At 72.1% G+C, this 25,997-nt stretch carries 2 protein-coding genes; both read right to left on the bottom strand.

The annotated features are described in order from the left end of the window. Window positions 1-63: 63 nt before the first annotated feature. A complete protein-coding gene (locus tag ACIRQP_RS36170) occupies window positions 64-20,691 on the bottom strand; it encodes an SDR family NAD(P)-dependent oxidoreductase (protein WP_403898258.1) in 20,628 nt (6,875 codons plus the stop codon). A 31-nt stretch (window positions 20,692-20,722) separates the two neighbouring features. After that, a partial coding sequence (locus ACIRQP_RS36175; RefSeq protein WP_403898261.1) for a type I polyketide synthase occupies window positions 20,723-25,997 on the bottom strand: 5,275 nt, incomplete at its 5' end.

Raw genomic sequence — 25,997 nt, forward strand, 5'->3', positions numbered from 1 at the left:
GTCCTCGTTGTCCATGCCGTCTCTACTCCAGGGAACGTCAAGCACGTGGGGTGGTCGGGCGGGTCAGGAGATGCCGAACTCTTTGCCGAGCAGTTCGAACACTTGGTCGTCCGTCGCGTCGTCGAGGTCGTCGGACGCCTGCGCGGCGGCGTCGGCCCGGCTGTCGCGCCACACCGCCAACAACGCCGACAGGCGGGCGCCGACCCGGTCGTCCTCGTCGTCGCCGAGCTTGATCGAGGCGAGGCTCGCCTCGATGCGGCTCAGCTCGGCGAGCAGCGGCGCCACCCCGCCGGGCTCGTCGACGACGAGTCCGTCCGCGAGGAGGCCGACCAGGTCGAGCGGGGTCGGGTAGTCGAATATCAGGGTGGCGGGCAGGCGCAGCCCGGTGGCCACGCCCAGCCGGTTGCGCAGGTCGACGGCGGTCAGCGAGTCGAAGCCAAGCTCGGTGAACGCGCGCCGCTCGTCGACCTCCTCGGGACCGGGGAACGCCAGCACGGCCGCGACATGCGTGCACACCAGGTCCACCAGGGCGGACGTCCGCTCGGTCTTCGGCAGCGCCGCCAGCCGGTCTCGCAGCGCGGCGGCGGGGTCGGCCCCGGTCTCCGCCGCCCTGCGGTTCGTCGTCCGCACGAGGCCGCTGAACACCGGCGGAACCACCGTGAGTTCCCGCAGGGCCCGCAGGTCGAGCCGCATCGGCACGACGACCGGGTCCGCGCCGACGGCCACCGCGTCGAACAGCTCCAGGCCGTCCTCGGCGGACAGGCCCGCGGCCCCGGTCCCGGCCATCCGGGCGCCCATGCCGTCCTCCCCGCCCCACAGGCCCCACGCCAGCGACGTCGCGGGCAGACCGCCGGCACGCCGGTGCTGGGCCAGCGCGTCGAGAAACGCGTTGGCCGCCGCGTAGTTGCCCTGACCGGGATTGCCCAGCGTGCCCGCCGCCGACGAGAACAGCACGAACGCCGACAGGTCCAGGTCGCGGGTCAACTCGTGCAGATGCCACGCCGCGTCGACCTTGGGCCGGAACACGGTGTCGACCTGGTCCGGGGTCAGCGAGCCGATCGTGGCGTCGTCCAGCACACCGGCGGTGTGCACGACAGCGGTGACGGGGTGCTCGGCCAGCAGCGCCGCCACCGCGTCCCGGTCCGCCACATCACAGGCCACCATCGCGACCTCGGCACCCAGACCGACCAACTCATCGTGCAGCGCTCCCACTTGGCCCCGCCTGCTCGCCAACACCAGCCGCCGCACCCCGTGCCGCACCACCAGATGCCGCGCCACCAACCCACCGAGCATCCCCGTGGCACCCGTCACCAACACCGGACCCTCACCGAAGCCCGACCCCTCCAACTCCACAGCACGAGCACGCACAAGCCTCGGCACGAACAATTCACCCGCCCGCACCGCCAGTTCGGGTTCCGCGCTCGCGAGGGCCGACTTCCAGCCGTCCTCGTCGTCGATGTCCACCAGCACGAAGCGGTCCGGGTTCTCCGACCTCGCCGTCCGCACCAGACCCCACACCGCGGCCGCCGCCAGATCCGGCACGTCGTCCTCACGGGCGACCGCAACGGCGCCGCGGGTCACGAGCACCAGCCGCGAGGCCGCACAGCGGTCGTCGGCCAGCCAGCCCCGCACCAGTTCCAGAGCGACCAGCACCTCCCGGCGCACCACGTCCACGTCACGCGACCCGGCGCACCGCACCACAACACTCTCCGGCAGCGACTCCCCCGCCTCCAGCGCCGACCGCACCGCGGCCCAGCCCGCGAACTCCGCCACCGAACCGGCGCCGCCGGCCGACGCCGAAGCGGTCACCCAGTCCAGCCGGTACAGCGACTCATGCCTACGCGCCGACCCCAGCGAACCCGCCGCCACCGGTCGCAGCACCAGCGAGTCGACTGTGGCCACCGGAGCACCCGCCCCGTCCGCCACCGCCAACGACACCCCGTCCGACCCCGCACGCGACAACCGCACCCGCAGCACCGTCGCACCCGAAGCATGCAACCGCACACCCGACCACGCGAACGGCAACCTGCCGGGCCCGTCCGCATCGCCCATCAGCCCAACGGCATGCAGCGCCGCGTCCAGCAACGCCGGATGCAGACCGAACCCGTCCACACCCACACCCTCCGGCAACGCGACCTCGGCAAACACCTCGTCCCCACTACGCCACACCGCACGCAAACCCTGGAACACCGGCCCGTAACCGAAACCGCCCGCGTCCACAAGGTCGTAGAACCCGTCCAGGTCCACGACTTGCGCCCCGGTGGGCGGCCAGGCGCCGACGTCGACCGACGGCACATCGACGCTGCCCGCGAGCACACCGCTCGCGTGCCGCACCCACAACTCGCTGTCGTCGTCCCGCGCGTGCACCGTCAGCGAGCGGCGACCGGACCCGTCCTCCACACCGACCCGCACCTGCACCCGCACCGAGCCGTTCTCGGCCAGAACGAGCGGCGTCTCCAGCGTCAACTCCTCCACCAGGTCACACCCGACCTGGTCACCCGCACGCACCGCGATCTCAAGGAACGCCGTACCGGGCAGCAGCACCGAACCCTGAATCACGTGATCCGCGAGCCATGGGTGCGTCCGCAGCGACAGCCTGCCCGTGAACAGGACGGTGTCCTCGTCGGCCAGGGCGACCGCGGCGCCCAGCAGCGGGTGGTCGGCGGAACCGAGCCCGAGCCCGGTCGCGTCGGTGGCGGGCCGCACGCTCGTGTCGGGCCAGAACCGCTGGTACTGGAAGGCGTACGTCGGCAGGTCGACACCGTAGCCGCTGCCCGAGAAGTAGGCGGCCCAGTCGACGTGTACGCCCCGCACGTGCAGCTCGGCGAGCGCGGTCATGACGGCGCCGTCCTCGGCCCGGTCGCCGCGCAGCACCGGGACGAAAGCCGCGGCCGGCAGGGACTCCTGACCCAGCGCCGACAGCACGCCACCGGGTCCGATCTCGACCAGGACGTCCGTGCCCATGTCGACCACGGCGTCGGCGAACCGCACGGATTCCCGCACGTGCCGCACCCAGTACCCCGGCGAGGCCAACTCCTCGGCAGCAGCCAACCGGCCCGTCAGCGTGGACACGGTCGGGATCGTGGGCGCCTCGAACGACACGCCTTCCAGCACCCGGCGGAACTCGTCGAGCATCGGCTCCATCAGCGGCGAGTGGAACGCGTGGCTGACGCGGAGCCTGGTCACCTTCCTACCCGCCTCGCGCCACCGCTCCGCGACCGTCTCCACATCGGCGGCTACACCGGAGACGACCACCGAGTTCGGACCGTTGACCGCCGCGATACCGACAGTCTCCGACAAGTCGGACGCGACCTCGGCTTCAGCTGCCTGAATCGCCACCATCGCACCGCCCTCGGGCAGGGCTTGCATCAACGCACCGCGCGCCGACACCACCTTGGCGGCATCAGCCAACGACCACACACCCGACACATGCGCGGCGGCCAGCTCACCGATCGAATGCCCCGCCAGCACATCCGGCCGGACACCCCACGACTCCAACAACCGGAACAGAGCGACCTCGACCGCGAACAACGCCGGCTGCGTCACCCCCGTCTCGTCCAGCGCCCCGGCATCCTCACCGAACAGCACCTCACGCACCACCGGATCGAACTCGCCCAGCACAGCGTCGAGAGTCTCGGCGAACACCGGGAACCGGGCAGCCAGCTCGCGGCCCATGCCGAGCCGCTGCGAACCCTGACCCGAGAACAGGAAACCGACCCGGTGCTCGTCGGCGACACCGCGTACGCCCCCGCCACTCGGCCGCCCCTCGACGGCGTCGGTGAGCCCGGCCACCAGGTCGGCCACGTCCCGGCCGACGACGGCGAGCCGGTGCTCGAACCCGGCCCGCGAGGTCGCGAGTGCGCGGGCTATGCCCGCCGGGTCGAGGTCGGGCCGCGCGGTCAGGTGGTCACACAGCCGCACCGCCTGGTCGCGCAAGGCGCTCTCCGTGCGGCCGGACACCAGCCACGGACCGAGCGGCGCCTCGGGAGCCTGCGGCGCGTCCGGAGCCTGCGGCGCGTCGACGTCCGACGTGGACTCGATGATGACGTGCGCGTTGGTGCCGCTGAAGCCGAAGGACGACACACCCGCCCGCCGGGGCCGGTCCGCCCGAGGCCACGGCCGCGCCTCGGTCAGCAGCTCCACGGCGCCCGCCGACCAGTCGACGTTCCGGGAGCGCTCACCGACGTGCAGCGTCTTCGGCAGCACACCGTGCCGCATCGCCATCACCATCTTGATGACGCCGCCCACACCCGCGGCGGCCTGCGTGTGACCGATGTTGGACTTCAGCGACCCCAGCCACAGCGGCTCGCCCGCCCGGTCCCTCCCGTAGGTGGCGAGCAGCGCCTGGGCCTCGATCGGGTCGCCCAGGGTCGTACCGGTGCCGTGCGCCTCGACCGCGTCCACCTCGGACGGTGCCAGGCCCGCGCTCGCCAGAGCCTGTCGGATGACCCGCTGCTGCGACGGACCGTTCGGAGCCGTCAGACCGTTCGACGCGCCGTCCTGGTTCACCGCCGAACCACGGATCACCGCGAGCACCGGGTGTCCGTTGCTCCGGGCGTCCGAGAGCCGTTCCAGCACCAGCATCCCGACACCCTCGCCCCAGCCGGTCCCGTTGGCGTCGTCGGAGAACGAGCGGCACCGGCCGTCCGGCGACAGGCCCTGCTGGCGGCTGAAGTCGATGAACGCGGCGGGCGTCGACATGACGGTGGTGCCACCCGCGAGCGCGAGCGAGCACTCACCCGACCGCAGGGCCTGCGCCGCCAGGTGCAGCGCGACGAGCGACGACGAGCACGCCGTGTCCACGGTCATCGCGGGGCCTTCGAGACCGAACGTGTAGGACACACGGCCGGACGCGACGCTGCCCGCGTTGCCCGTGCCGAGATAGCCCTCGACGCTCTTCGGCACACCGTGCAGCTGGGAGGCGTAGTCGTGGTACATCACGCCCGCGAACACGCCGGTCGCGCTGCCCCGCAACGACCTGGGGTCGATGCCGGCCCGCTCGAACGCCACCCAGGAGGTCTCCAGCAGCAACCGGTGCTGCGGGTCCATCGCCAGCGCCTCGCGGGGCGAGATCCCGAAGAACGCCGGGTCGAACAGGTCGGCGTCGTGCAGGAAGCCGCCCTCGCGGGTGTAGGAGCTGCCGACCCGTTCGCCCGACGGGTCGTAGAGCGCGTCCGTGTCCCAGCCGCGCTCGGTCGGGAACAGCGTGATGCCCTCGGCGCCGTCGACGACCAGCTGCCACAGGTCCTCCGGCGAGCGGACGTCACCGGGGTAGCGGCAGCTCATGCCGACAATCGCGATCGGCTCGTCGGTCACGGCCACGGCCGTGCCGGTGATCGCCGCGACAACGGGCGCGCCCGCGAACTCGGTGCCGACGAACGCGGCGAGCGCCGCGGGCGTCGGATAGTCGAAGACCAGCGTGGCGGGCAGGCGCAGCCCGGTGGCCACGCCCAGCCGGTTGCGCAGGTCGACGGCGGTCAGCGAGTCGAAACCCAGCTCCGTGAACGCCTGGCCGGACGCGACCGCCTCCGGCCCGGAGTGGCCGAGCACCGCGGCGGCCTGGGTACGGACGAGGTCCAGCAGCACCCGGTCGCGCTCGGCCTCGGCCAGCGGTGCCAGCCGGTTCCGCAGCGCGGCGGCCGGATCGGCGCCGCTCCCCACCGCCCTGCGGCTGGTCGTCCGCACGAGGCCGCTGAGCACCGGGGGCACCAGCGGGAGCTCCCGTACGGCCCTCAGGTCGAGCCGCATCGGCACGACGACCGGATCGGTCCCGGAGACCGCGGCGTCGAACAGCGCGACCCCCTCGTCCGCGGACAGACCGGTGGAGGCGGACTGCGTCACCCGAGCACCCATGCCGTCGGCCCACAGGCCCCACGCCAGCGACGTCGCGGGCAGGCCCTGGGCACGGCGGTGCTGCGCGAGCCCGTCCAGGAACGTGTTCGCCGCCGCGTAATTGCCCTGACCGGGGCCGCCCAACGTGCCCGCCACCGAGGAGAACAGGACGAACGCCGTCAGGTCCAGGTCGCGGGTCAGCTCGTGCAGGTGCCACGCCGCGTCGACCTTGGGCCGGAACACGGTGTCGACCTGGTCCGGGGTCAGCGAGCCGATCGTGGCGTCGTCCAGCACACCGGCGGTGTGCACGACAGCGGTGACGGGGTGCTCGGCCAGCAGCGCGGCCAGCCCCTCCCGGTCCGAGGCGTCACAGGCGGCCACGGTGACCTCGGCGCCCTGCGCGACCAGCTCGTCGCGCAACTCCTCGGCACCCTCCGCCGCCATCCCGCGCCTGCTGACCAGCACCAGCCGCCCGACCCCGTGCCTGCCGACGAGGTGCCGGGCGACCAGACTGCCCAGCGCGCCCAACGCGCCCGTCACCAGCACCGAACTGTCCGGCCCGAACACCGGGTCGGCGCCGGACTCCGGCCGCACCCGCGCCAGGCGGGCCACGAACACCCGCCCGTCCCGCACGACGGCCTGGGGTTCCCCGGTCGTCAGCGCCGACCTCCAGCCGTCCTCGTCGTCGACGTCGACCAGCACGAAGCGATCGGGGTTCTCCGACTGCGCCGTCCGCACCAGACCCCACACCGCGGCCGCCGCCAGATCCGGCACGTCGTCCTCACGGGCGACCGCAACGGCGCCGCGGGTCACGAGCACCAGCCGCGAGGCCGCACAGCGGTCGTCGGCCAGCCAGCCCCGCACCAGTTCCAGAGCGACCAGCACCTCCCGGCGCACCACGTCCACGTCACGCGACCCGGCGCACCGCACCACAACACTCTCCGGCAGCGACTCCCCCGCCTCCAGCGCCGACCGCACCGCGGCCCAGCCCGCGAACTCCGCCACCGAACCGGCGCCGCCGGCCGACGCCGAAGCGGTCACCCAGTCCAGCCGGTACAGCGACTCCCAGCCCTGCCGCGACAGCGTCGCCAACACCGGTCGCAGCACCAGCGAATCGATCGTGGCCACCGGAGCACCCGCCCCGTCCGCCACCGCCAACGACACCCCGTCCGACCCCGCACGCGACAACCGCACCCGCAGCACCGTCGCACCCGAAGCATGCAACCGCACACCCGACCACGCGAACGGCAACCTGCCGGGCCCGTCCGCATCGCCCATCAGCCCAACGGCATGCAGCGCCGCGTCCAGCAACGCCGGATGCAGACCGAACCCGTCCGCACCTACTCCCTCCGGGAGCGCGACCTCGGCGAACACCTCATCTCCGCGCCGCCACGCGGCCCGCAGCCCTTGGAACGCCGGTCCGTAGGCAAAACCGGCATCGCCCATGTGGTCGTAGAACCCGTCCAGGTCCACGACTTGCGCCCCGGTGGGCGGCCAGGCGCCGACGTCGACCGACGGCACATCGACGCTGCCCGCGAGCACACCGCTCGCGTGCCGCACCCACAACTCGCTGTCGTCGTCCCGCGCGTGCACCGTCAGCGAGCGGCGACCGGACCCGTCCTCCACACCGACCTGCACCTGTACCCGGACGCCGCCGCGCTCGGGCACCACCAGCGGCACCTCCAGCGTCAGCTCCTCCACGAGGTCGCAGCCGAGCTGGTCGCCCGCCCTGATCGCCAGTTCGACGAACGCCGTGCCGGGCAACAGGACCGAGCCCTGGATCGCGTGGTCGGCCAGCCACGGGTGGGACTCCAGGGACAACCGGCCCGTGAAGAGCCGCCCGTCCGAGTCGGCTGTGTCGACGACCGCGCTGAGCAGCGGGTGGTCGGCCGAACCAAGCCCCGCCGCGTCCAGGTCGCCCGCCGAGACCCCGGCGTCCAGCCAGTAGCGCTGGTGCTGGAACGCATAGGTCGGCAGGTCCACCCGCCGCGCGCCACGACCGACGAAGAACGCCTCCCAGTCCACCCGGACACCCCGCGTGCTCAGCTGCGCCACGGTGGAGATGAGCGCCGACTCCTCCGGGCGATCGCCATGCAGCGCCGGTACGAAGACCGCGTCCGGCGCGGACTCCTGGCCCAGCGCCGACAGCGTCCCGCCCGGCCCGACCTCGACGAACGTGACCACGCCCTCGGTTGCCAACGTCTCGACGGCGTCGGCGAAACGTACCGGCTCCCGCACATGCCGCACCCAGTACTCCGGCGAACCCAACTCCTCGGCCGTCGCCTGCGCACCGGTCAGCGTCGACACGATCGGAATCGCCGGCGCCTCGTAGGACACGCCCTCCAACACTCGGCGGAACTCGTCGAGCATCGGCTCCATCAGCGGCGAGTGGAACGCGTGACTGACCCGCAGCCGGGTCACCTTGCGCCCGGCCTCCCGCCAACGAGCGGCAACGGCCTCCGCGTCGGCGGCGACACCGGAGATCACCACCGAGTTCGGGCCGTTCACCGCCGCGATGCCCACGGTGTCAGGCAGCTCCGGCGCGACCTCGGCCTCGGTCGCCTGAATCGCCACCATCGCACCGCCCTCGGGCAGCGCCTGCATCAGCGCACCACGCGCCGACACCACCGCGGCGGCGTCGGCCAACGACCACACGCCGGATACGTGGGCGGCGGCCAGCTCACCGATCGAATGCCCGGCCAGCATGGTGGGCCGAATGCCCCACGACTGCAGCAGTCGGAACAGAGCGACCTCGACCGCGAACAGCGCGGGCTGCGTCACCCCGGTCTCGTTCAGCGCGTCGGCGTCCTCACCGAACAGGACCTCACGCACCGCCGGGTCGAACTCGCCCAGCACCTCGTCCAACGCCTCGGCGAGCACCGGGAACCGGTCCGCCAGTTCACGCCCCATCCCGAGCCGCTGCGACCCCTGACCCGAGAACAGGAAACCCACGCCGCCTGCGGCGACGGACCCCGCGACCAGGCCGGGGAACGGCCGCTCCTCGGCCAGCGCGGCGAGCCCGTCCAGCAGTGCCGTACGATCGTCCGCCACGACGACGGCCCGGTGGTCGAAGGCGGACCGGGTCGCCGCCAGCGCGTAGGCGACGTCCAGTACGCCGATCCCCGGCTCGCCCGCGACATGCTCCCGCAGCCGCGACGCCTGTGCCCGCAACGCCTCCGCACTTCTGCCCGACAGCACCCATGGCACGACGCCGTCGGCCGGGACCGGAAGGTGGTCCTCGCTCGGCACGTGCTCGATGATGGTGTGCGCGTTCGTGCCGCTCACGCCGAACGACGACACACCGGCCCGACGCACGCGACCGGTCTCCGGCCACGGCCGGGCCTCCGTCAGCAGCTCGACGTCACCGGCGGACCAGTCCACCTGCGACGTGGGCTCGCTGACGTGCAGGGTCCGCGGCAGCACGCCGTGCCGCAGCGCCATGACCATCTTGATGATGCCCGAGACCCCCGCCGCGGCCTGGGTGTGGCCGATGTTCGACTTGATCGAGCCGAGCCACAGCGGCTCACCGGCACGGTCCTGCCCGTAGGTGGCCAGCAGCGCCTGAGCCTCGATCGGGTCACCCAGCGTCGTACCGGTCCCGTGCGCCTCCACCGCGTCCACCTCGGACGGAGCCAGGCCGGCACTCGCGAGTGCCTGGCGGATGACGCGCTGCTGCGACGGGCCGTTCGGCGCGGTGAGACCGTTGGACGCGCCGTCCTGGTTGATCGCCGAACCCCGCACGACCGCCAGGACCGGGTGCCCGTTGCGGCGAGCGTCCGACAGCCGCTCCACGAGCAGCATCCCGACGCCCTCGCCCCAGCCGGTGCCGTCCGCGCCGTCGGAGAACGACTTGCACCGGCCGTCGGCGGCCAGACCCCGTTGCCGGCTGAAGTCCACGAACGTGCTCGCGGTGGCCATCACGGCGACACCGCCCGCCAGCGCCAGATCGCACTCCCCGGACCGCAGCGCCTGCACCGCCATGTGCAGGGCCACCAGCGACGACGAGCACGCCGTGTCCACCGTGACCGCGGGGCCCTCCAGCCCCAGCACGTAGGCGACGCGGCCGGACGCGACGCTGCCGGACGCGCCGGTGCCCAGATAGCCCTCCACGTCCTCCGGAACGGAACGCAACCGCGCCGCGTAGTCGTGGTACATCAAGCCCGCGAACACACCGGTCGCGCTGCCCCGCACCGACTCCGGGGCGATCCCGGCCCGCTCGAACACCTCCCAGGAGGTCTCCAGCAGCAACCGCTGCTGCGGGTCCATCGCCAGCGCCTCACGCGGCGAGATCCCGAAGAAACCCGGGTCGAACAGGTCGGCGTCGTACAGGAAGCCGCCTTCACGCGTGTAGGAGGTGCCCGTGTGTTCCGGGTCCGGGTGATACAGCCTCTCCACGTCCCAGCCTCGGTTGCCGGGGAACTCGCCGATGGCGTCGACACCGTTCAGCACGAGCCGCCACAGGTCCTCGGGCGAGTTCACCCCGCCGGGGTAGCGGCAGCTCATGCCGACGATCGCGATCGGCTCGTCGGTCACGGCGGCCACCGTGCGGGAGGGCGCCGTGACGACCGGGGCGCCCACGATCTCGGTGCCGAGGAAAGCGGCCACCGCCTCGGGGGTCGGATAGTCGAAGACCAAGGTCGCGGGCAGGCGCAGTTCGGTGACCGCGTTGAGGTTGTTGCGCAGCTCGACAGCGCTGAGCGAGTCGAAGCCCAGTTCCCTGAACGCGCGGTCGGGAGCGATGGCGTGCGCCGAGCTGTGGCCCAGCACCATGGCCACATGGCCCAGCACGAGGTCCAGCAGTACCTTCTCCCGCTCCGCGTCGGTCAGCCCGGCCAGTGACTCGGCCAGCGCCGAGCCCGCGACGGCGGCGCGCTCGACGGTCCTGCGCACCGTGCCGCGCACCAGACCGCGCAGGACAAGCGCCACGGGATGGGAACGCGCCTGCCGGTGCAGGGCGGGCAGGTCGAGGGGCATCGGCGCCAGCACGGCACGCCCGGTCGAGCCCGCCGCGTCGAACAGCGCGAGCCCCTGAGCCGTGCGGAGCGGGATCAGGCCGCCCCTGCTCATCCGCTTCACGTCGGCCTCGTCCAGCTGGCCGCTCATACCACTGGCCTCGGCCCACAGGCCCCACGCCAGCGACGTGGCGGGCAGGCCGGCGGAGTGGCGGTGCTGCGCGAGCGCGTCCAGGAACGTGTTCGCCGCCGCGTAATTGCCCTGGCCGGGGCCGCCGAACACACCGGAGGCGGACGAGAACAGCACGAACGCCGACAGGTCCAGGTCGCGGGTCAGTTCGTGCAGATGCCACGCCGCGTCGACCTTCGGCCGGAACACGGTGTCGACCCGCTCCGGCGTCAGCGACCCGATCGTGCCGTCGTCCAGCACACCAGCCGTGTGCACGACAGCGGAGACCTCGTACTCGGCCAGCAGGCCCGCGACGGCCTCCCGGTCCGCCACGTCACACGCCACGAACGTCACCTCGGCACCCCGCGCGATGAGTTCGTCGCGCAACTCCTCGGCACCCTCCGCCGCCGCGCCGCGCCTGCTGACCAGCAGCAGACTCCGCACACCCCGCTCCGCCACGAGATGCCGCGCGACGAGGCCGCCCAACGTGCCCGTCGCGCCGGTGACCAGCACCGCACCCGGACCAAAACCGGGGTCGTCCACCACGGACCGCCGAACCCTGGCCAGGCGCGGCACGCTGACGGCCCCGGAGCGGACCGCCAACTGCGGCTCCCCGGTGGCCAACGCGGACGGCAACGCGTCGAGCGAGGCCACTTCGTCGTCGAGGTCGACCAGCACGATCCGGTCCGGATTCTCCGACTGAGCAGACCGCACCAGACCCCACACCGCGGCCTGCGCGACGTCCCGCACGTCCTCGTCGGACGAGACAGCGACCGCGCCCCCGGTCACGACGACCAGGCGCGCCGCGTCGAACCGGTCGTCCGACAGCCAGACCTGAACCGCGTTCAGCGCCCAGTGCGCCGCCTCGTGCGCCGAGGACACCGGATCGGAAGCGGACATGATCGGACGTGCCAGGACGACGAAGTCGGGCAGTTCCGCCGACGGCGTCAGCGTCTCCAGGTCGGTCCACTCGGTCGTCGGGAGATCGCCGTCGGGCAGCGGCACCGACACCCAGTCCACGCCGAACAGCGCATCGCCGAGATCGTCACCGGCCAACTGCTCCTGCGAGACCGGCCGGATCACCAGCGAGTCGATCGTGGCCACCGGGGCGCCCGCCCCATCCGCGATCGTCAACGCCACCCGGTCCGACCCGGAGGGAGTCAGCCGCACCCGCAGCATCTCCGCACCCGAGGCGTGCAGCCGCACACCCGACCACGCGAACGGCAACCGACCGACCCCGTCGGCATCGCCGGCCAGACCGATGGCATGCAGCGCCGCGTCCAGCAACGCCGGATGCAGACCGAACCCATCCGCACCCACACCCTCCGGCAGCGCGACCTCGGCGAACACCTCACCACCGTGCCGCCACGCGGCCCGCAAGCCCTGGAACACCGGCCCATAACCGAAACCGCCCTCGGCCATATGGGCATAGAACCCGTCCAGGTCCACGATCTCGGCCCCGGCAGGCGGCCACTCGGCCGGGGAAGTTCCAGCGGACCGGCCACCCGCACGCAGCACACCGGCGGCATGCCGGGTCCACGATCGGCCATCGTCGGAATCACCCGCACTGGAGTGAAGCGTCAGCTCACGCCTGCCCGACTCATCCGCCGCACCGACCCACACCTGCACCCGCACCGTACCGTTCTCGGGCAGAACGAGCGGCGCCTCCAGCGTCAACTCCTCCACCAGATCACACCCGACCTGGTCACCCGCACGCACCGCCAGCTCAAGGAACGCCGTGCCGGGCAGCAGGATCGAGCCGAGCACGGCGTGATCGGCCAGCCACGGGTGGGTCTGGACGGATAAACGGCCGGTGAGCAGCACACCGTCCGTGCCACCGAGAGCGACGGTCGCACCCAGCAACGGGTGCTCGGCCGCACCGAGCCCTGCCGCCGTGACATCACCGATCGCCGGCACCACATGGGGCCAGTAGCGCTCGCGCTGGAAGGCGTACGTCGGCAGGTCCACCCGCCGTGCCCCGCTACCCGCGAAGAAAGGCTCCCAGTACACCCGAACGCCCCGCACGTGCAGCTGTCCCGCAGCCGACGTAGCGGCCACGGCCTCCGGACGATCACCACGCAGTGCCGGTACGAAGACCGCGTCCGGCGCGGACTCCTGCCCCAGCGCCGACAGCGTCCCACCCGGCCCGACCTCGACAAACGTCGCCACACCCTCAGCAACCAACGCCTCAACGGCATCGGCGAAACGCACCGACGCCCGCACATGCCGCACCCAGTACTCCGGCGAACCCAACTCCTCGGCACTCGCCCGCACACCGGTCAACGTCGACACGATCGGAATCGCGGGTGCCTCGTAGGACACGCCTTCCAGCACCCGGCGGAACTCATCCAGCATCGGCTCCATCAGCGGCGAGTGGAACGCGTGGCTGACACGGAGCCTGGTCACCTTCCGACCGCCCTCACGCCACAGCTCCGCCAACACATCCACATCAGCGGCAACACCCGAGATCACCACCGAGTTCGGCCCGTTGACCGCCGCGATCCCCACGGTCTCCGGGAGATCCGGCGCGACCTCGACCTCGGACGCCTGGACCGCCACCATCGCACCACCCTCGGGCAGCGCCTGCATCAACACGGCACGCGCCGACACCACCTTCGCGGCATCAGCCAACGACCACACACCCGCCACATGCGCGGCGGCCAGCTCACCGATCGAATGCCCCGCCAGCATGTCGGGGCGAACACTCCACGACTCCAACAGCCGGAACAGAGCGACTTCCACCGCGAACAACGCCGGCTGCGTCACCCCCGTCTCATTCAGAGCATCGGCATCCTCACCGAACAGCACCTCACGCACCGCCGGGACGAACTCCGCCAGCGCCTCATCCAACGCCGCAGCGAACACCGGGAACCTGGCGGACAGTTCACGCCCCATCCCGAGCCGCTGCGAACCCTGACCCGAGAACAGGAAACCCAACCGGCCGGGCTCGTCCACGACCCCTCTGACCACCGCACCGGTCACCTGACCGTCCGCCACGGCCACCAAAGCTTCCAGGAACTCGGACCTTTCACCGGCGACGACCACCGCACGATGCTCCAGCACCGCACGCGAAGTCACCAGCGCCCGACCCACAGCCGACACGGTCAACTCGGCGTTGTCGTCCACAAACGACCTGAGTCGAGCGGCCTGCTCCCGCAACGCCTCGGGGGTCCGGGCCGACAGTACCCACGGCACCAGCCCGTCGCGCACCGGCTCCGGAGCTTCCTCCCGCTCGACCGCTGGAGCCTGCTCGATGATGGCGTGCGCGTTCGTCCCGCTCACACCGAACGCCGACACACCGGCCCGCCACGGCTGCCCCGTCTCCGGCCACGGCCGAGTCTCCGTCAGCAGCTCGACGGCGCCCGCCGACCAGTCCACATGCGACGACGGCTCGGTGACATGCAGCGTCTGCGGCAGCACACCGTGCCGCAACGCCATCACCATCTTGATCACACCCGCCACACCCGCGGCTGCCTGCGTGTGACCGATGTTCGACTTCACCGAACCAAGCAACAGCGGCTCACCAGCGCGATCCCGCCCGTAGGTGGCCAGCAGCGCCTGAGCCTCGATGGGGTCACCCAGCGTCGTACCGGTCCCGTGCGCCTCCACCGCGTCCACCTCGGACGGAGCGAGACCCGCACTGGCCAGCGCCTGCCGGATCACCCGCTGTTGCGACGGACCGTTCGGCGCGGTCAGACCGTTCGACGCACCGTCCTGGTTCACCGCAGAACCCCGCAGCACCGCCCATATCTGGTGACCGTTCCGCTGCGCGTCCGACAACCGCTCCACGAGCAGCATGCCGACACCCTCACCCCAACCGGTGCCATCAGCACTGTCGGAGAACGCCTTGCACCGACCGTCCTCCGACAGCCCGCGCTGACGGCTGAAGTCGATGAACACACCCGGCGTAGACATCACCGTCACACCACCGACCAGCGCCATCGAGCACTCCCCGGAGCGCAGCGCCTGGCTCGCCCAGTGCAGTGCGACCAGCGACGAGGAGCACGCCGTGTCCACCGTGACCGCAGGACCTTCAAGCCCGAACGTGTAGGACAGCCGGCCGGAGATGACACTCGCCGCGCTGCCCGTGCCGATGTACCCCTCCACTCCTTCCAGACTGTCCGGCGCGGCCATCAGCAACGCCGGGTAATCCTGGCCGTTGGTACCGACGAACACACCGGACCGGCTGCCCCGCAACGAGTTCGGGTCGATGCCCGCCCGCTCGAACGCCTCCCACGACGCCTCAAGGAGCAGCCTCTGCTGCGGGTCCATCGCCAGTGCCTCACGCGGCGAGATCCCGAAGAACGCCGGGTCGAACTCGGCCGCGCGGTCGAGGAAGGCACCCATGCGGGTGTAGGACGTGCCGACACTCGCCGGGTCCGGGTCGTAGAGCGCGTCCAGGTCCCAGCCGCGGTCGGTCGGGAATTCCACCACGGCGTCCTCGCCGCCAACCAGCAGCCGCCACAGGTCTTCCGGCGAGTTCACCCCGCCGGGGAACCGGCAGCTCATGCCGACGATCGCGATCGGCTCGTCGACAGCGACGGCTGCGTGAGCGGTCGCCGTCAGGAGGGGTGCGCCCGCGAGTTCGGCGTCGAGGAACGCCGCCAGCGCCGCGGGGGTCGGGTAGTCGTAGACCAAGGTCGCGGGCAGGCGCAGTTCGGTGACCGCGTTGAGGTTGTTGCGCAGCTCGACAGCGGTCAGCGAGTCGAAGCCCAGTTCCCTGAACGCGCGGTCGGGCGCGATGGCGTGCGCCGAGCTGTGGCCGAGCACCATGGCCACGTGGCCGAGCACGAGGTCCAGCAGTGTCTTCTCCCGCTCGGCCTCGGTCAGGCCCGCCAGGGACTGCGCCAGCGCGGACCCGGCGGCGGATCCGGACTCGGCGGTCCTGCGCACCGTGCCGCGCACCAGGCCGCGCAGGATGTGCGCCACGGGGTGGGAACGCGCCTGCCGTTGCAGGGCGGGCAGGTCTAGGGGTGCCGGCGCCAGCACGGCACGTCCGGTCGTGCCCGCCGCGTCGAAGAGCGCGAGCCCCTCGGCCGTGCGGAGGGGGAGCAGGCCGCCCCTGCTCATCCGCTTCAGGTCGGCATCGTCGAGCTGGCCGGTCATACCACTGGCCTCGGCCCACAGGCCCCACGCCAGCGACGTGGCGGGCAGCCCGGCGGCCCGGCGGTGCTGGACGAGCGCGTCCAGGAACGTGTTCGCGGCCGCGTAATTGCCCTGTCCAGGGGCCCCGAGGAGGCCCGCCACCGACGAGAACAGCACAAACGCCGACAGGTCGAGGTCCTTCGTCAACTCGTGCAGGTTCCACGCCGCGTCGACCTTCGGCCGGAACACGGTGTCGATCCGCTCCGGCGTCAGTGAACCGATCGTGCCGTCGTCCAGCACACCGGCGGTGTGCACGACGGCGGAGACCTCGTACTCGGCCAGCAGGCCCGCGACGGCCTCCCGATCGGCCACGTCACAGGCCACCACGACAACCTCGGCACCCAGAGCGACCAGTTCGTCACGCAACTCCTCGGCGCCCTCGGCCGCAACACCGCGCCTGCTCGCCAGCAGCAGGCTCCGCACACCCCGCGCCGCGACCAGGTGCCGCGCGACCAGAGCGCCCAGCGTGCCCGTCGCACCCGTGACCAGCACCGCACCCGAACCAAAACCGGGATCGTCCACCACGGACCGCCGAACCCTGGCCAGCCGCGGCACGCTGACGGCACCCGAGCGCACCGCCAACTGCGACTCCCCGGTGGCCAACGCGGAGGGCAGCACATCGAGCGAGGGCGCGTCGTCATCGAGGTCCATCAGGACAATCCGGTCCGGATTCTCCAACTGCGCGGACCGCACCAGACCCCACACCGCCGCTTGCGCGATGTCCCGCACATGCTCATCGGACGAGACGGCAACGGCGCCCCTGGTCACCACGACCAGACGCGCCGCGTCGAACCGCTCATCCACCAACCAACTCTGAACCGCGTTGAGCGCCCAGTGCGCCGCCTCATGCGCGGCGGACACCGGATCGGACGCGGACGTGACGGGGCACGACACGACCACGAAGTCGGACCGCGGCCGAGTCAGGGTCGCCAGGTCAGTCCATTCGGTCGTCGGGGCATCGCCGTCGGACAGCGGTACCGACATCCAGTCGACACCGAACAACGCGTTGTCGCGATCATCACCGGCGAGCTGGTCCAGCGACACCGGGCGCAGCACCAGCGAGTCCACGGTCGCGACCGGAGCGCCCGCCCCGTCCGCCACCGCCAACGACAGCCCGTCCGCCCCCGCAGGTGCCAGGCGCACCCGCAGCACTGTCGCGCCCGAGGCGTGCAGTCGCACACCCGACCACGAGAACGGCAACCGACCGACCCCGTCGGCATCGTCGGCCAGGCCGACGGCGTGCAGTGCCGCGTCCAACAACGCCGGGTGCAGGCCGAAACCCTCCACACCCACGCCGTCCGGCAACACGACCTCGGCGAACACCTCGTCCGCGCGCCGCCACACAGCCCGCAGCCCCTGGAAGACCGGCCCGTAGCCGAAACCGGCGTCGGCCGCGTGGTCGTAGAGCCCGTCCAGGTCGACGACCTTGGCGCTCGCAGGCGGCCACTCCACCAGGGAAGCCCCGGCGGAACGTCCGACCGCGCGCAGCACACCGGTGGCGTGCCGCGTCCACGACCCATCGTCGTCGGTGTCGCCCGCACTGGAATAGAGGGTCAGCTCGCGCCTGCCCGACTCGTCCTCGGCGCCCACCCACACCTGCACCCGGACGCCGCCGCGTTCGGGCACCACCAGCGGCACCTCCAGCGTCAACTCCTCGACCAGGTCGCAGCCGACCTGGTCACCCGCCCGCACCGCCAGCTCGACGAACGCCGTACCGGGTAACAGAACCGAGCCCTGGACCACATAGTCGGCCAACCACGGGTGGGTCTGGACCGACAGACGGCCCGTCAGCAGCACACCATCCGTGCCACCCACCGTGACCGCCGCGCCCAGCAGCGGGTGGTCGGCCGAACCAAGCCCGGCCGCCGTCACATCACCGACCGCGGGTAACGCGTCCAGCCAATAGCGATCATGCTGGAACGCGTACGTCGGCAGTTCCACCCGCCGGGCGCCACGCCCCGCGAAGAACGTCTCCCACTCCACCCGCACGCCCCGCACGTGCAGCTGCCCCGCGGCCATCGTGGCGGCCACAGCCTCCGGCCGCTCACCGCGCAGCATCGGCACGAACGTCGCCTCCGGCGCTGACTCCTGGCCCAGCGCCGACAGCGTCCCACCCGGCCCGACCTCGACGAACGTAGCCACACCCTCGGCCACCAGTGTCTCGACGGCGTCGGCGAACCGCACCGACTCCCGCACATGCCGCACCCAGTACTCCGGCGAACCCAACTCCTCGGCGGTCGCCAACCGGCCCGTCAGCGTGGACACGAGCGGAATCGCCGGCGCCTCCGAGGACACGCCTTCCAGCACCCGGCGGAAGTCGTCGAGCATCGGCTCCATCAACGGCGAGTGGAACGCGTGGCTCACCCGCAGCCGGGTCACCTTCCGCCCTGCCTCACGCCAACGATCGGCAACGGCCTCCGCGTCGGCGGCGACACCGGAGATCACCACCGAGTTCGGACCGTTCACCGCGGCGATGCCCACAGTGTCGGGAAGATCCGGCGCGACTTCGGCCTCGGTCGCCTGGATCGCCACCATCGCGCCACCCTCGGGCAGCTCCTGCATCAGCGCACCGCGCGCCGACACCACCTTGGTGGCGTCGGCCAACGACCACACACCCGCCACATGCGCCGCGGCCAGCTCACCGATCGAATGCCCCGCCAGCACATCCGGCCGCACACCCCACGACTCCAGGAGCCGGAACAGAGCGACCTCGACCGCGAACAGCGCGGGCTGCGTCACCCCCGTCTCGTTCAGAGCATCGGGGTCCTCACCGAACAGGACCTCACGCACTGCCGGGTCGAACTCCGCCAGCACGGCGTCCACGGCCTCGGCGAACACCGGGAACCGGTCCGCCAGTTCACGCCCCATCCCGAGCCGCTGCGACCCCTGACCCGAGAACAGGAATCCCACCTGGCCGGGGTCGTCGACGCCCCCGGTGACCACGGCTCCGGTCGCCCGACCGTCGGCCACGGCCGCCAAGGCGTCCAGAAACTCGGACCGGTCGGCGGCGACCACCACCGCACGGTGCTCCAGCACCGCCCGCGACGTGGCGAGCGAATAGCCCACATCAACAAGGGACTGATCGCCCACAAAGGACATAAGCCGCTCTGCCTGACCACGCAGAGCGCTCTCGTCACGCGCCGACAGCAGCCACGGCACCAGCCCGTCGCGCACCGGTTCCGGCGCTTCCTCCCGCTCGACGGCGGGGGCCTGCTCGACGATGACGTGCGCGTTCGTCCCGCTCACACCGAACGACGACACACCCGCGCGCCACGGCCGACCGGTCTCCGGCCACGGCCGCGCCTCGCTCAGCAGCTCCACCGCGCCCGCCGACCAGTTCACGTGCGACGACGGCCTGTCCACATGCAGCGTCTTCGGCAGCACACCGTGCCGCATCGCCAGGACCATCTTCATCACGCCCGCCACACCGGAAACCGCCTGGGTATGACCGATGTTCGACTTCAGTGCCCCCAGCCACAGCGGCCGGTCGGCGGGCCGGCCCTGGCCGTAGGTGGCCAGCAGCGCCTGCGCCTCGATCGGGTCACCCAGCGTCGTACCCGTGCCGTGCGCCTCGACGGCGTCCACATCTGACGGTACGAGGCCCGAGTGGGCCAGCGCGGCCCGGATCACCCGCTGCTGCGACGGACCATTCGGCGCGGTGAGACCGTTCGACGCACCGTCCTGGTTCACCGCCGAACCCCGCACGACCGCCAACACCGGGTGTCCGTTGCGCTGCGCGTCCGACAGCCGCTCCAGCAGCAGCAAGCCCGCACCCTCGCCCCACCCGGTGCCGTCCGCGGCCTCCGCGAAGGGCTTGCAGCGGCCGTCCGTCGCCAGCCCGCGCTGGCGGCTGAACTCGATGAACGTGTCGGGCGTCGCCATCACGGTGACGCCGCCCGCGACGGCGAGCCCGCACTCGTTGTGCCGCAGCGCGTGTATCGCGAGGTGCAGGGCGACCAGGGACGACGAGCAGGCCGTGTCGATGGTCAGCGCCGGGCCCTCAAGACCGAGTACGTAGGAGATACGGCCGGACACGACGCTGGCCGCGTTACCGGTGAGGAAGTACCCCTCGTAGCCGTCCGGCACGCCGCCCTTGGCCAAGCGCGCCAGGTAGCCCTGGCCGTTGGTGCCGATGAAGACACCGGTCTTGCTGCCCCGCGCCGAGTGCGGGTCGATGCCCGCCCGCTCGAACACCTCCCACGACGTCTCCAGCAGCAGCCGCTGCTGCGGGTCCATCGCCGCGGCCTCGCGCGGCGAGATCCCGAAGAACGCCGGGTCGAACTGGTCGACGTCGTACAGGAAGCCGCCCTCGCGGGTGTAGCTGGTCCCCTGCTGATCGGGGTCCTCGTCGTACAGCGCCTCCAGGTCCCATCCCCGGTTGGTGGGGAACCCGGAAACGGCGTCCCGGCCGTCCGCCAGGAGGTGCCACAGATCCTCCGGCGACCGAACGCCGCCGGGGAACCGGCAGCTCATGCCGACGATCGCGATCGGCTCGACCTCGCGTTCCTCGGCCTCGCGCAGCTTGCCGCGCATCTCCTGCAGGTCCACAGTGGCCCGCCGGAGGTAGTCGAGGTACTTCTCCTCGTTCGACATGTGTTCCGACCCTTCAGGCGAGTTCATTGGCTCAAGACCTACCGAGTTCTTCATCGAGCAGCGCGAGCAGTTCGTCCGCCGAGGCGGTGCGCGCGTCCGGTCCGGAGTTGACGGGTTCCGTGCGGGTGTGCGCTTCGTCCCACCGGGTCAGCAGCGTGCGGAGGCGTTCGCCGACGGCGGCACTCTGCTGGTCGTCCGGTGTCAGGAGGGACAGCGTGGCCTCCAGGCGGTCCAGCTCGGCGTCGATGGTCGGCGCCCCCATCCCCGGCATCTGGTCAAGCACGTGTGCGGCGAGCGCGGACGGGTTGGGATGGTCGAAGACGAGCGTCGAGGGCAGGCTCAACCCGGTGGCCGCGTTGAACACGTTGCGGAACTCGACGGCGGTGAGCGAGTCGAAGCCCAGGTCCTTGAACGCCCGGCCTGGTTCCACCATCGAGGTGCTCTCGTAGCTGAGGACGGCGGCCACCTGCTCGCGCACCAGATCCAGTACGACGCGCTCGCGGTCCGGCCCGGACATCGCGGCGAGCTTGGCCGCCAGGTCGAGCGGCGCCGCCTCGACGGGAGCCGGCGCGGCGCGGCGCGCGGCGGGCAGTTCCCGCAGCAACGAGGCCGGCTGCGAAGGCGCGTACAGGTCCCAGTCGATGTCCGCCACGACCAGCACCGTCGGATCGCCCTGACGGACGGCCCGGTCCAGTGCGGCGATCGCCAGCTCGGGCTCGAACGGGGCCGTGCCGCGGCCGCGCAGAATCTCGCCGAGCTTCTCTCCGACCATGCCGCCACCGCCCCAGGGCCCCCACGCGACCGAGTTGGCGGGCAGGCCCGCCGCCACGCGCCGTTCGGCGAACGCGTCGAGGAAGGCGTTGGCGGCCGCGTAACTGCCCTGGGCCACCGCGCCGAACGTGCCCGAGATCGAGGAGAACATCACGAACGCCGACAGCTCCCGGTCCCTGGTCAGCTCGTCCAGGTTGACCGCGGCGTCGACCTTCGGCCGCAGCACGGCGGCGAACCGGTCCGGGGTGAGCGCGGTCAGCACGCCGTCGTCCAGGATGCCCGCCGTGTGCATGACCGCGGTCAGCGGGAACTCCTCCGGCACCGAGGCCAGCGACTTCGCCAACGCGTCACGGTCGGCGACGTCACAGGCCGCGATCGTCACACGCGCGCCCAGCGCGGTCAGTTCCGCACGCAACTCCTCCGCACCGTCGGCGTCCGGCCCGCGCCTGCTGGTCAGCAGCAGGTGCTCCGCACCCTTCGCGGCCAGCCACCTGGCCACGTGCGCACCGATCCCGCCGGTGCCACCGGTGACCAGCACCGTGCCGGTGGGGTCCCAGTCGCCGAGGTGCCCCGAGGGGGCCTGCACCAGCCTGCGGGCGAACACACCACCGGCTCGCAGCGCGATCTGGTCCTCCTCCCGCGTGCCGGAAAGGACGCCCGCGAGGCGGGCGGCGGCGCGGTCGTCCAGCGTGTCGGGCAGGTCGACGACACCGCCCCAGCGCTCGGGCTGTTCCCGCCCGGCGCACCGGGCGAGTCCCCACACCATCGCCTGCTCGGGGCAGACGGGCGTGTCGGAGCGACCGACCGCGACCCCACCCCGCGTCGCATACCACAGCGGAGCGGCGAGACCGGCGTCGCCGAGTGCCTGGACGAGAGCGAGGGTCGCGTACACGCCGCCTGACGGCAATTCGGGGTCCAGTGCGAGCAGCGACAGCACACCCGCGACGGGCTCGTCGACCGCCAGCCGGGCCGTCAGCGCGTCCCGGTCCACCGCCTCTCCGGCCCGGACCGGCAGCACCCGCGCGCCGTGCCGGGTCAGCGCGTCGGCGACGGATTCCTCACCGGCGCCGTCCCGGCTGACCACGAGCCAGGTGCCGGTGAGCGCGGCGGTGGGCTCGGGCACCGGCAGCCAGGTGACGCGGTAGCGCCAGCCGTCGATCTCGGAGTTCTCGGACTGCGCCTGCCGCCACGACGCCAGCCGGGGCAGCACCGCGCCGATCGGATCGTCGAGGGACACGGCCAGCTCGTCCGCCAGTTCGCCGAGGTCGCCGTCCGCCACGGCCGCCCAGAACCGCGCGTCGACGGCCCCGGTGGCGTCGGCCGCGGGAGCCGCGGCCATGCTCGGCCAGAACCGCCTGTGCTGGAAGGCGTAGGTGGGCAGGTCCACGTGCTGCCCCTCGGGGACCACATGGCGCCAGTCGAACGGCAGGCCCTGTACATACCCCTCGGCGATGGAGAACAGGAACCGGTCCAGATCACCGTCGTCGCGGCGCAGCGTGCCCACGACCACGGCCTCCGCACCGGCCGCGTCCAGCGTCTCGCGTACGCCGAAGGTCAGCACCGGGTGCGGGCTGCACTCCACGAACACGCCGACACCCCGGTCGAGCAGGCCGCGCGTCGCCTCCTCGAAGCGCACGGTGTTCCGCAGGTTCTGATACCAGTAGTCCGCGCCCACCTCGGTCCCGGTCAGCCACTCCCCGGTGACCGTGGACAGCATCGGTACGCTCGCCCGCGTCGGCGTCACCCCGGCCAGCGCGGTCGCCAGCGCCTCCTGGATGCGCTCGACGTGCGGCGAGTGCGACGCGTAGTCCACCGGAACCCGCCGGGCCCGCACCTCGTCGGCGGCGCAGGACTCGATCAGCTCGTCCAGCGCGTCGGAATCGCCCGCCACCACGACCGAGCCGGGGCCGTTGACCACCGCGACCGAGATCCGCCCGTCCCACCGCGCGATCCGCTCGCGGGCCTGCTCGACCGTCACCGCCAGCGACACCATGCCGCCCTGGCCCGACAGCGCCAGGATCGCCTTGCTGCGCAGTGCGACCACCTTGGCGGCGTCGGCCAGCGACAGCGCGCCCGCGACACAGGCCGCGGCGATCTCGCCCTGACTGTGCCCCACCACCGCGTCCGGCTCCACACCGTAGGAGCGCCACAACGCGGCCAACGACACCATCACCGCCCACAACGCCGGCTGCACCACGTCGACCCGCTCCAGCTCGGCCGCATCGGCCAGCACGTCGTGCAGCGACCAGTCCACATGCGGGGCGAGCGCAACGGCACACGCCTCCAGTGACGCGCGGAACGCCGGCGACGACTCCGCCAGCGCGGCACCCATGTGCAGCCACTGCGAACCCTGGCCGGGGAAGACGAACGCCACCTTGCCCACGGGCCGGTTCACACCCATCGCCACACGGGTCGACTCGACTCGGCGGGCCACCGCCGTCGGCCCCTCGATGAGCGCCGAGAGGCCGGCGAGCAGACCGTCGCGGTCGTGGCCCACGACGACCGCCCGGCTGTCGAAGGCCGACCGCGCCACAGCGAGCGTGGTGGCGACGTCGAGCGGGTTCAGCTCGGGGTGCGCCACGAGGTGGGCGCGCAGCCGGTCGGCCTGTGCCCGCAGCGCGTCGTTGTCCCTGGCCGAAACCAGCAGCGGCACCGGGAACGTGCCCGGCACGGGTGTCCGTACGGCGGCCTCGGTGACCGGCGCCTGCTCGATGATGGCGTGCGCGTTGGTGCCGCTGAACCCGAAAGACGACACACCGAACCGGCGCGGCCGGTCGGTGTCCGGCCAGGAGCGGGCCTCGGTGAGGAGCGCGACATCACCCGTCGACCAGTCGACCTTCGGGGTGGGCTCGGCGACATGCAGCGTCTTCGGCAGCACGCCGTGCCGCATCGCCATGACCATCTTGATGATGCCCGCGACACCGGCCGCGCCCTGGGTGTGGCCGATGTTGGACTTCAGCGACCCGAGCCACAGGGGCTCACCGGCGCGGTCCTGCCCGTAGGTGGCCAGCAGCGCCTGAGCCTCGATCGGGTCACCCAGCGTGGTGCCGGTACCGTGCGCCTCCACCGCGTCCACCTCGGACGATGCGAGACCCGCACTGGCCAGCGCCTGCCGGATCACCCGCTGCTGAGAAGGCCCGTTCGGCGCCGTCAGACCGTTCGACGCACCGTCCTGATTGATCGCGGAACCCCGCACGACCGCCAACACCTGGTGGCCGTTGCGCCGGGCGTCGGACAACCGCTCCAGCACGACCATTCCGACGCCCTCGCCCCAGCCGGTGCCGTCCGCGTCCGACGAGAACGGCCTGCACCGGCCGTCGGTGGACAGCCCGCGCTGGCGGCTGAACTCGACGAACGAACCCGGCGTCGACATCACCGTCACGCCACCCGCCAGCGCCATCGAGCAGTCACCCGTCCGCAGCGCCTGCACCGCCATGTGCAATGCCACCAGCGACGACGAGCACGCGGTGTCGACCGTCACCGCAGGACCTTCGAGACCGAACGCGTAGGCGACCCGACCGGACACGACGCTCGCCGCGTTACCCGTGCCGACCAGCCCTTCGACGGTCTCCTCGCTCGCCGTCAGCAGCGTGGTGTAGTCCTGCACGTTCGAGCCGGTGAAGACGCCGATGTCGAGCCCCCGCACCGAGTCCGGGTCGATGCCCGCCCGCTCGAAGGCCTCCCAGGAGGTCTCCAGCAGCAACCGCTGCTGCGGGTCCATCGCCAGCGCCTCACGCGGGCTGATCGCGAAGAACGTCGGGTCGAACAGATCGGCGTTGTACAGGAAGCCGCCTTCACGCGCGTACGAGGTGCCCGCGTGGTCCGGGTCGGGGTCGTACAGGTTCGCCAAGTCCCAGCCGCGGTTGCCGGGGAACTCGCCGATGGCGTCGACACCGTCCAGCACGAGCCGCCACAGGTCCTCGGGCGAGTTCACCCCACCGGGGAACCGGCAGCTCATCGCGACGATCGCGATCGGCTCGTCGATGACGGCCGTGGCCGTACGGGTGACCGTCGCAACGACCGGTGCGCCCACGAGTTCGGCGCCGAGGTGCGCCGCGAGCGCCGTGGGGGTCGGGTAGTCGAAGATCAGCGTGGCGGGCAGACGCAGTTCGGTGGCCGCGCCCAGCCGGTTGCGCAGCTCGACGGCGGTCAGCGAGTCGAACCCGAGCTCCTTGAACGCGCGATCGGGCGCGACAGCCTGCGTCGTACTGTGACCCAGCACCACGGCCACGTGGCCGAGCACGAGGTCCAGCAGTGCCTTCTCCCGGTCCGCGTCGGTCAGGCCCGCCAGCGACCGCGCCAACGCCGACCCGGCCACGGCGGCGGACTCGACGGTCCCGCGCGTGGTGCCGCGCACCAGACCACGGAGCATGTGCGGCACGGGCCGGGAACGCGCCTGCCTGCGCAACGCGGGCAGATCCAGGGGCACCGGCGCCAGCACCGCGCGCCCCGTCGAGCCCGCCGCGTCGAACAACGCCAACCCCTCGACCGAACGGAGCGGGATCACACCACCCCTCGCCATCCGACGCACATCG

Source organism: Streptomyces sp. NPDC102274, assembly GCF_044766385.1.
Taxonomy (GTDB): domain Bacteria; phylum Actinomycetota; class Actinomycetes; order Streptomycetales; family Streptomycetaceae; genus Streptomyces.

Coding starts and splice junctions, on each gene's coding strand:
- ACIRQP_RS36170 (WP_403898258.1), bottom strand. CDS start 20,691: ATGTCGAACGAGGAGAAGTACCTCGACTACCTCCGGCGGGCCACTGTG.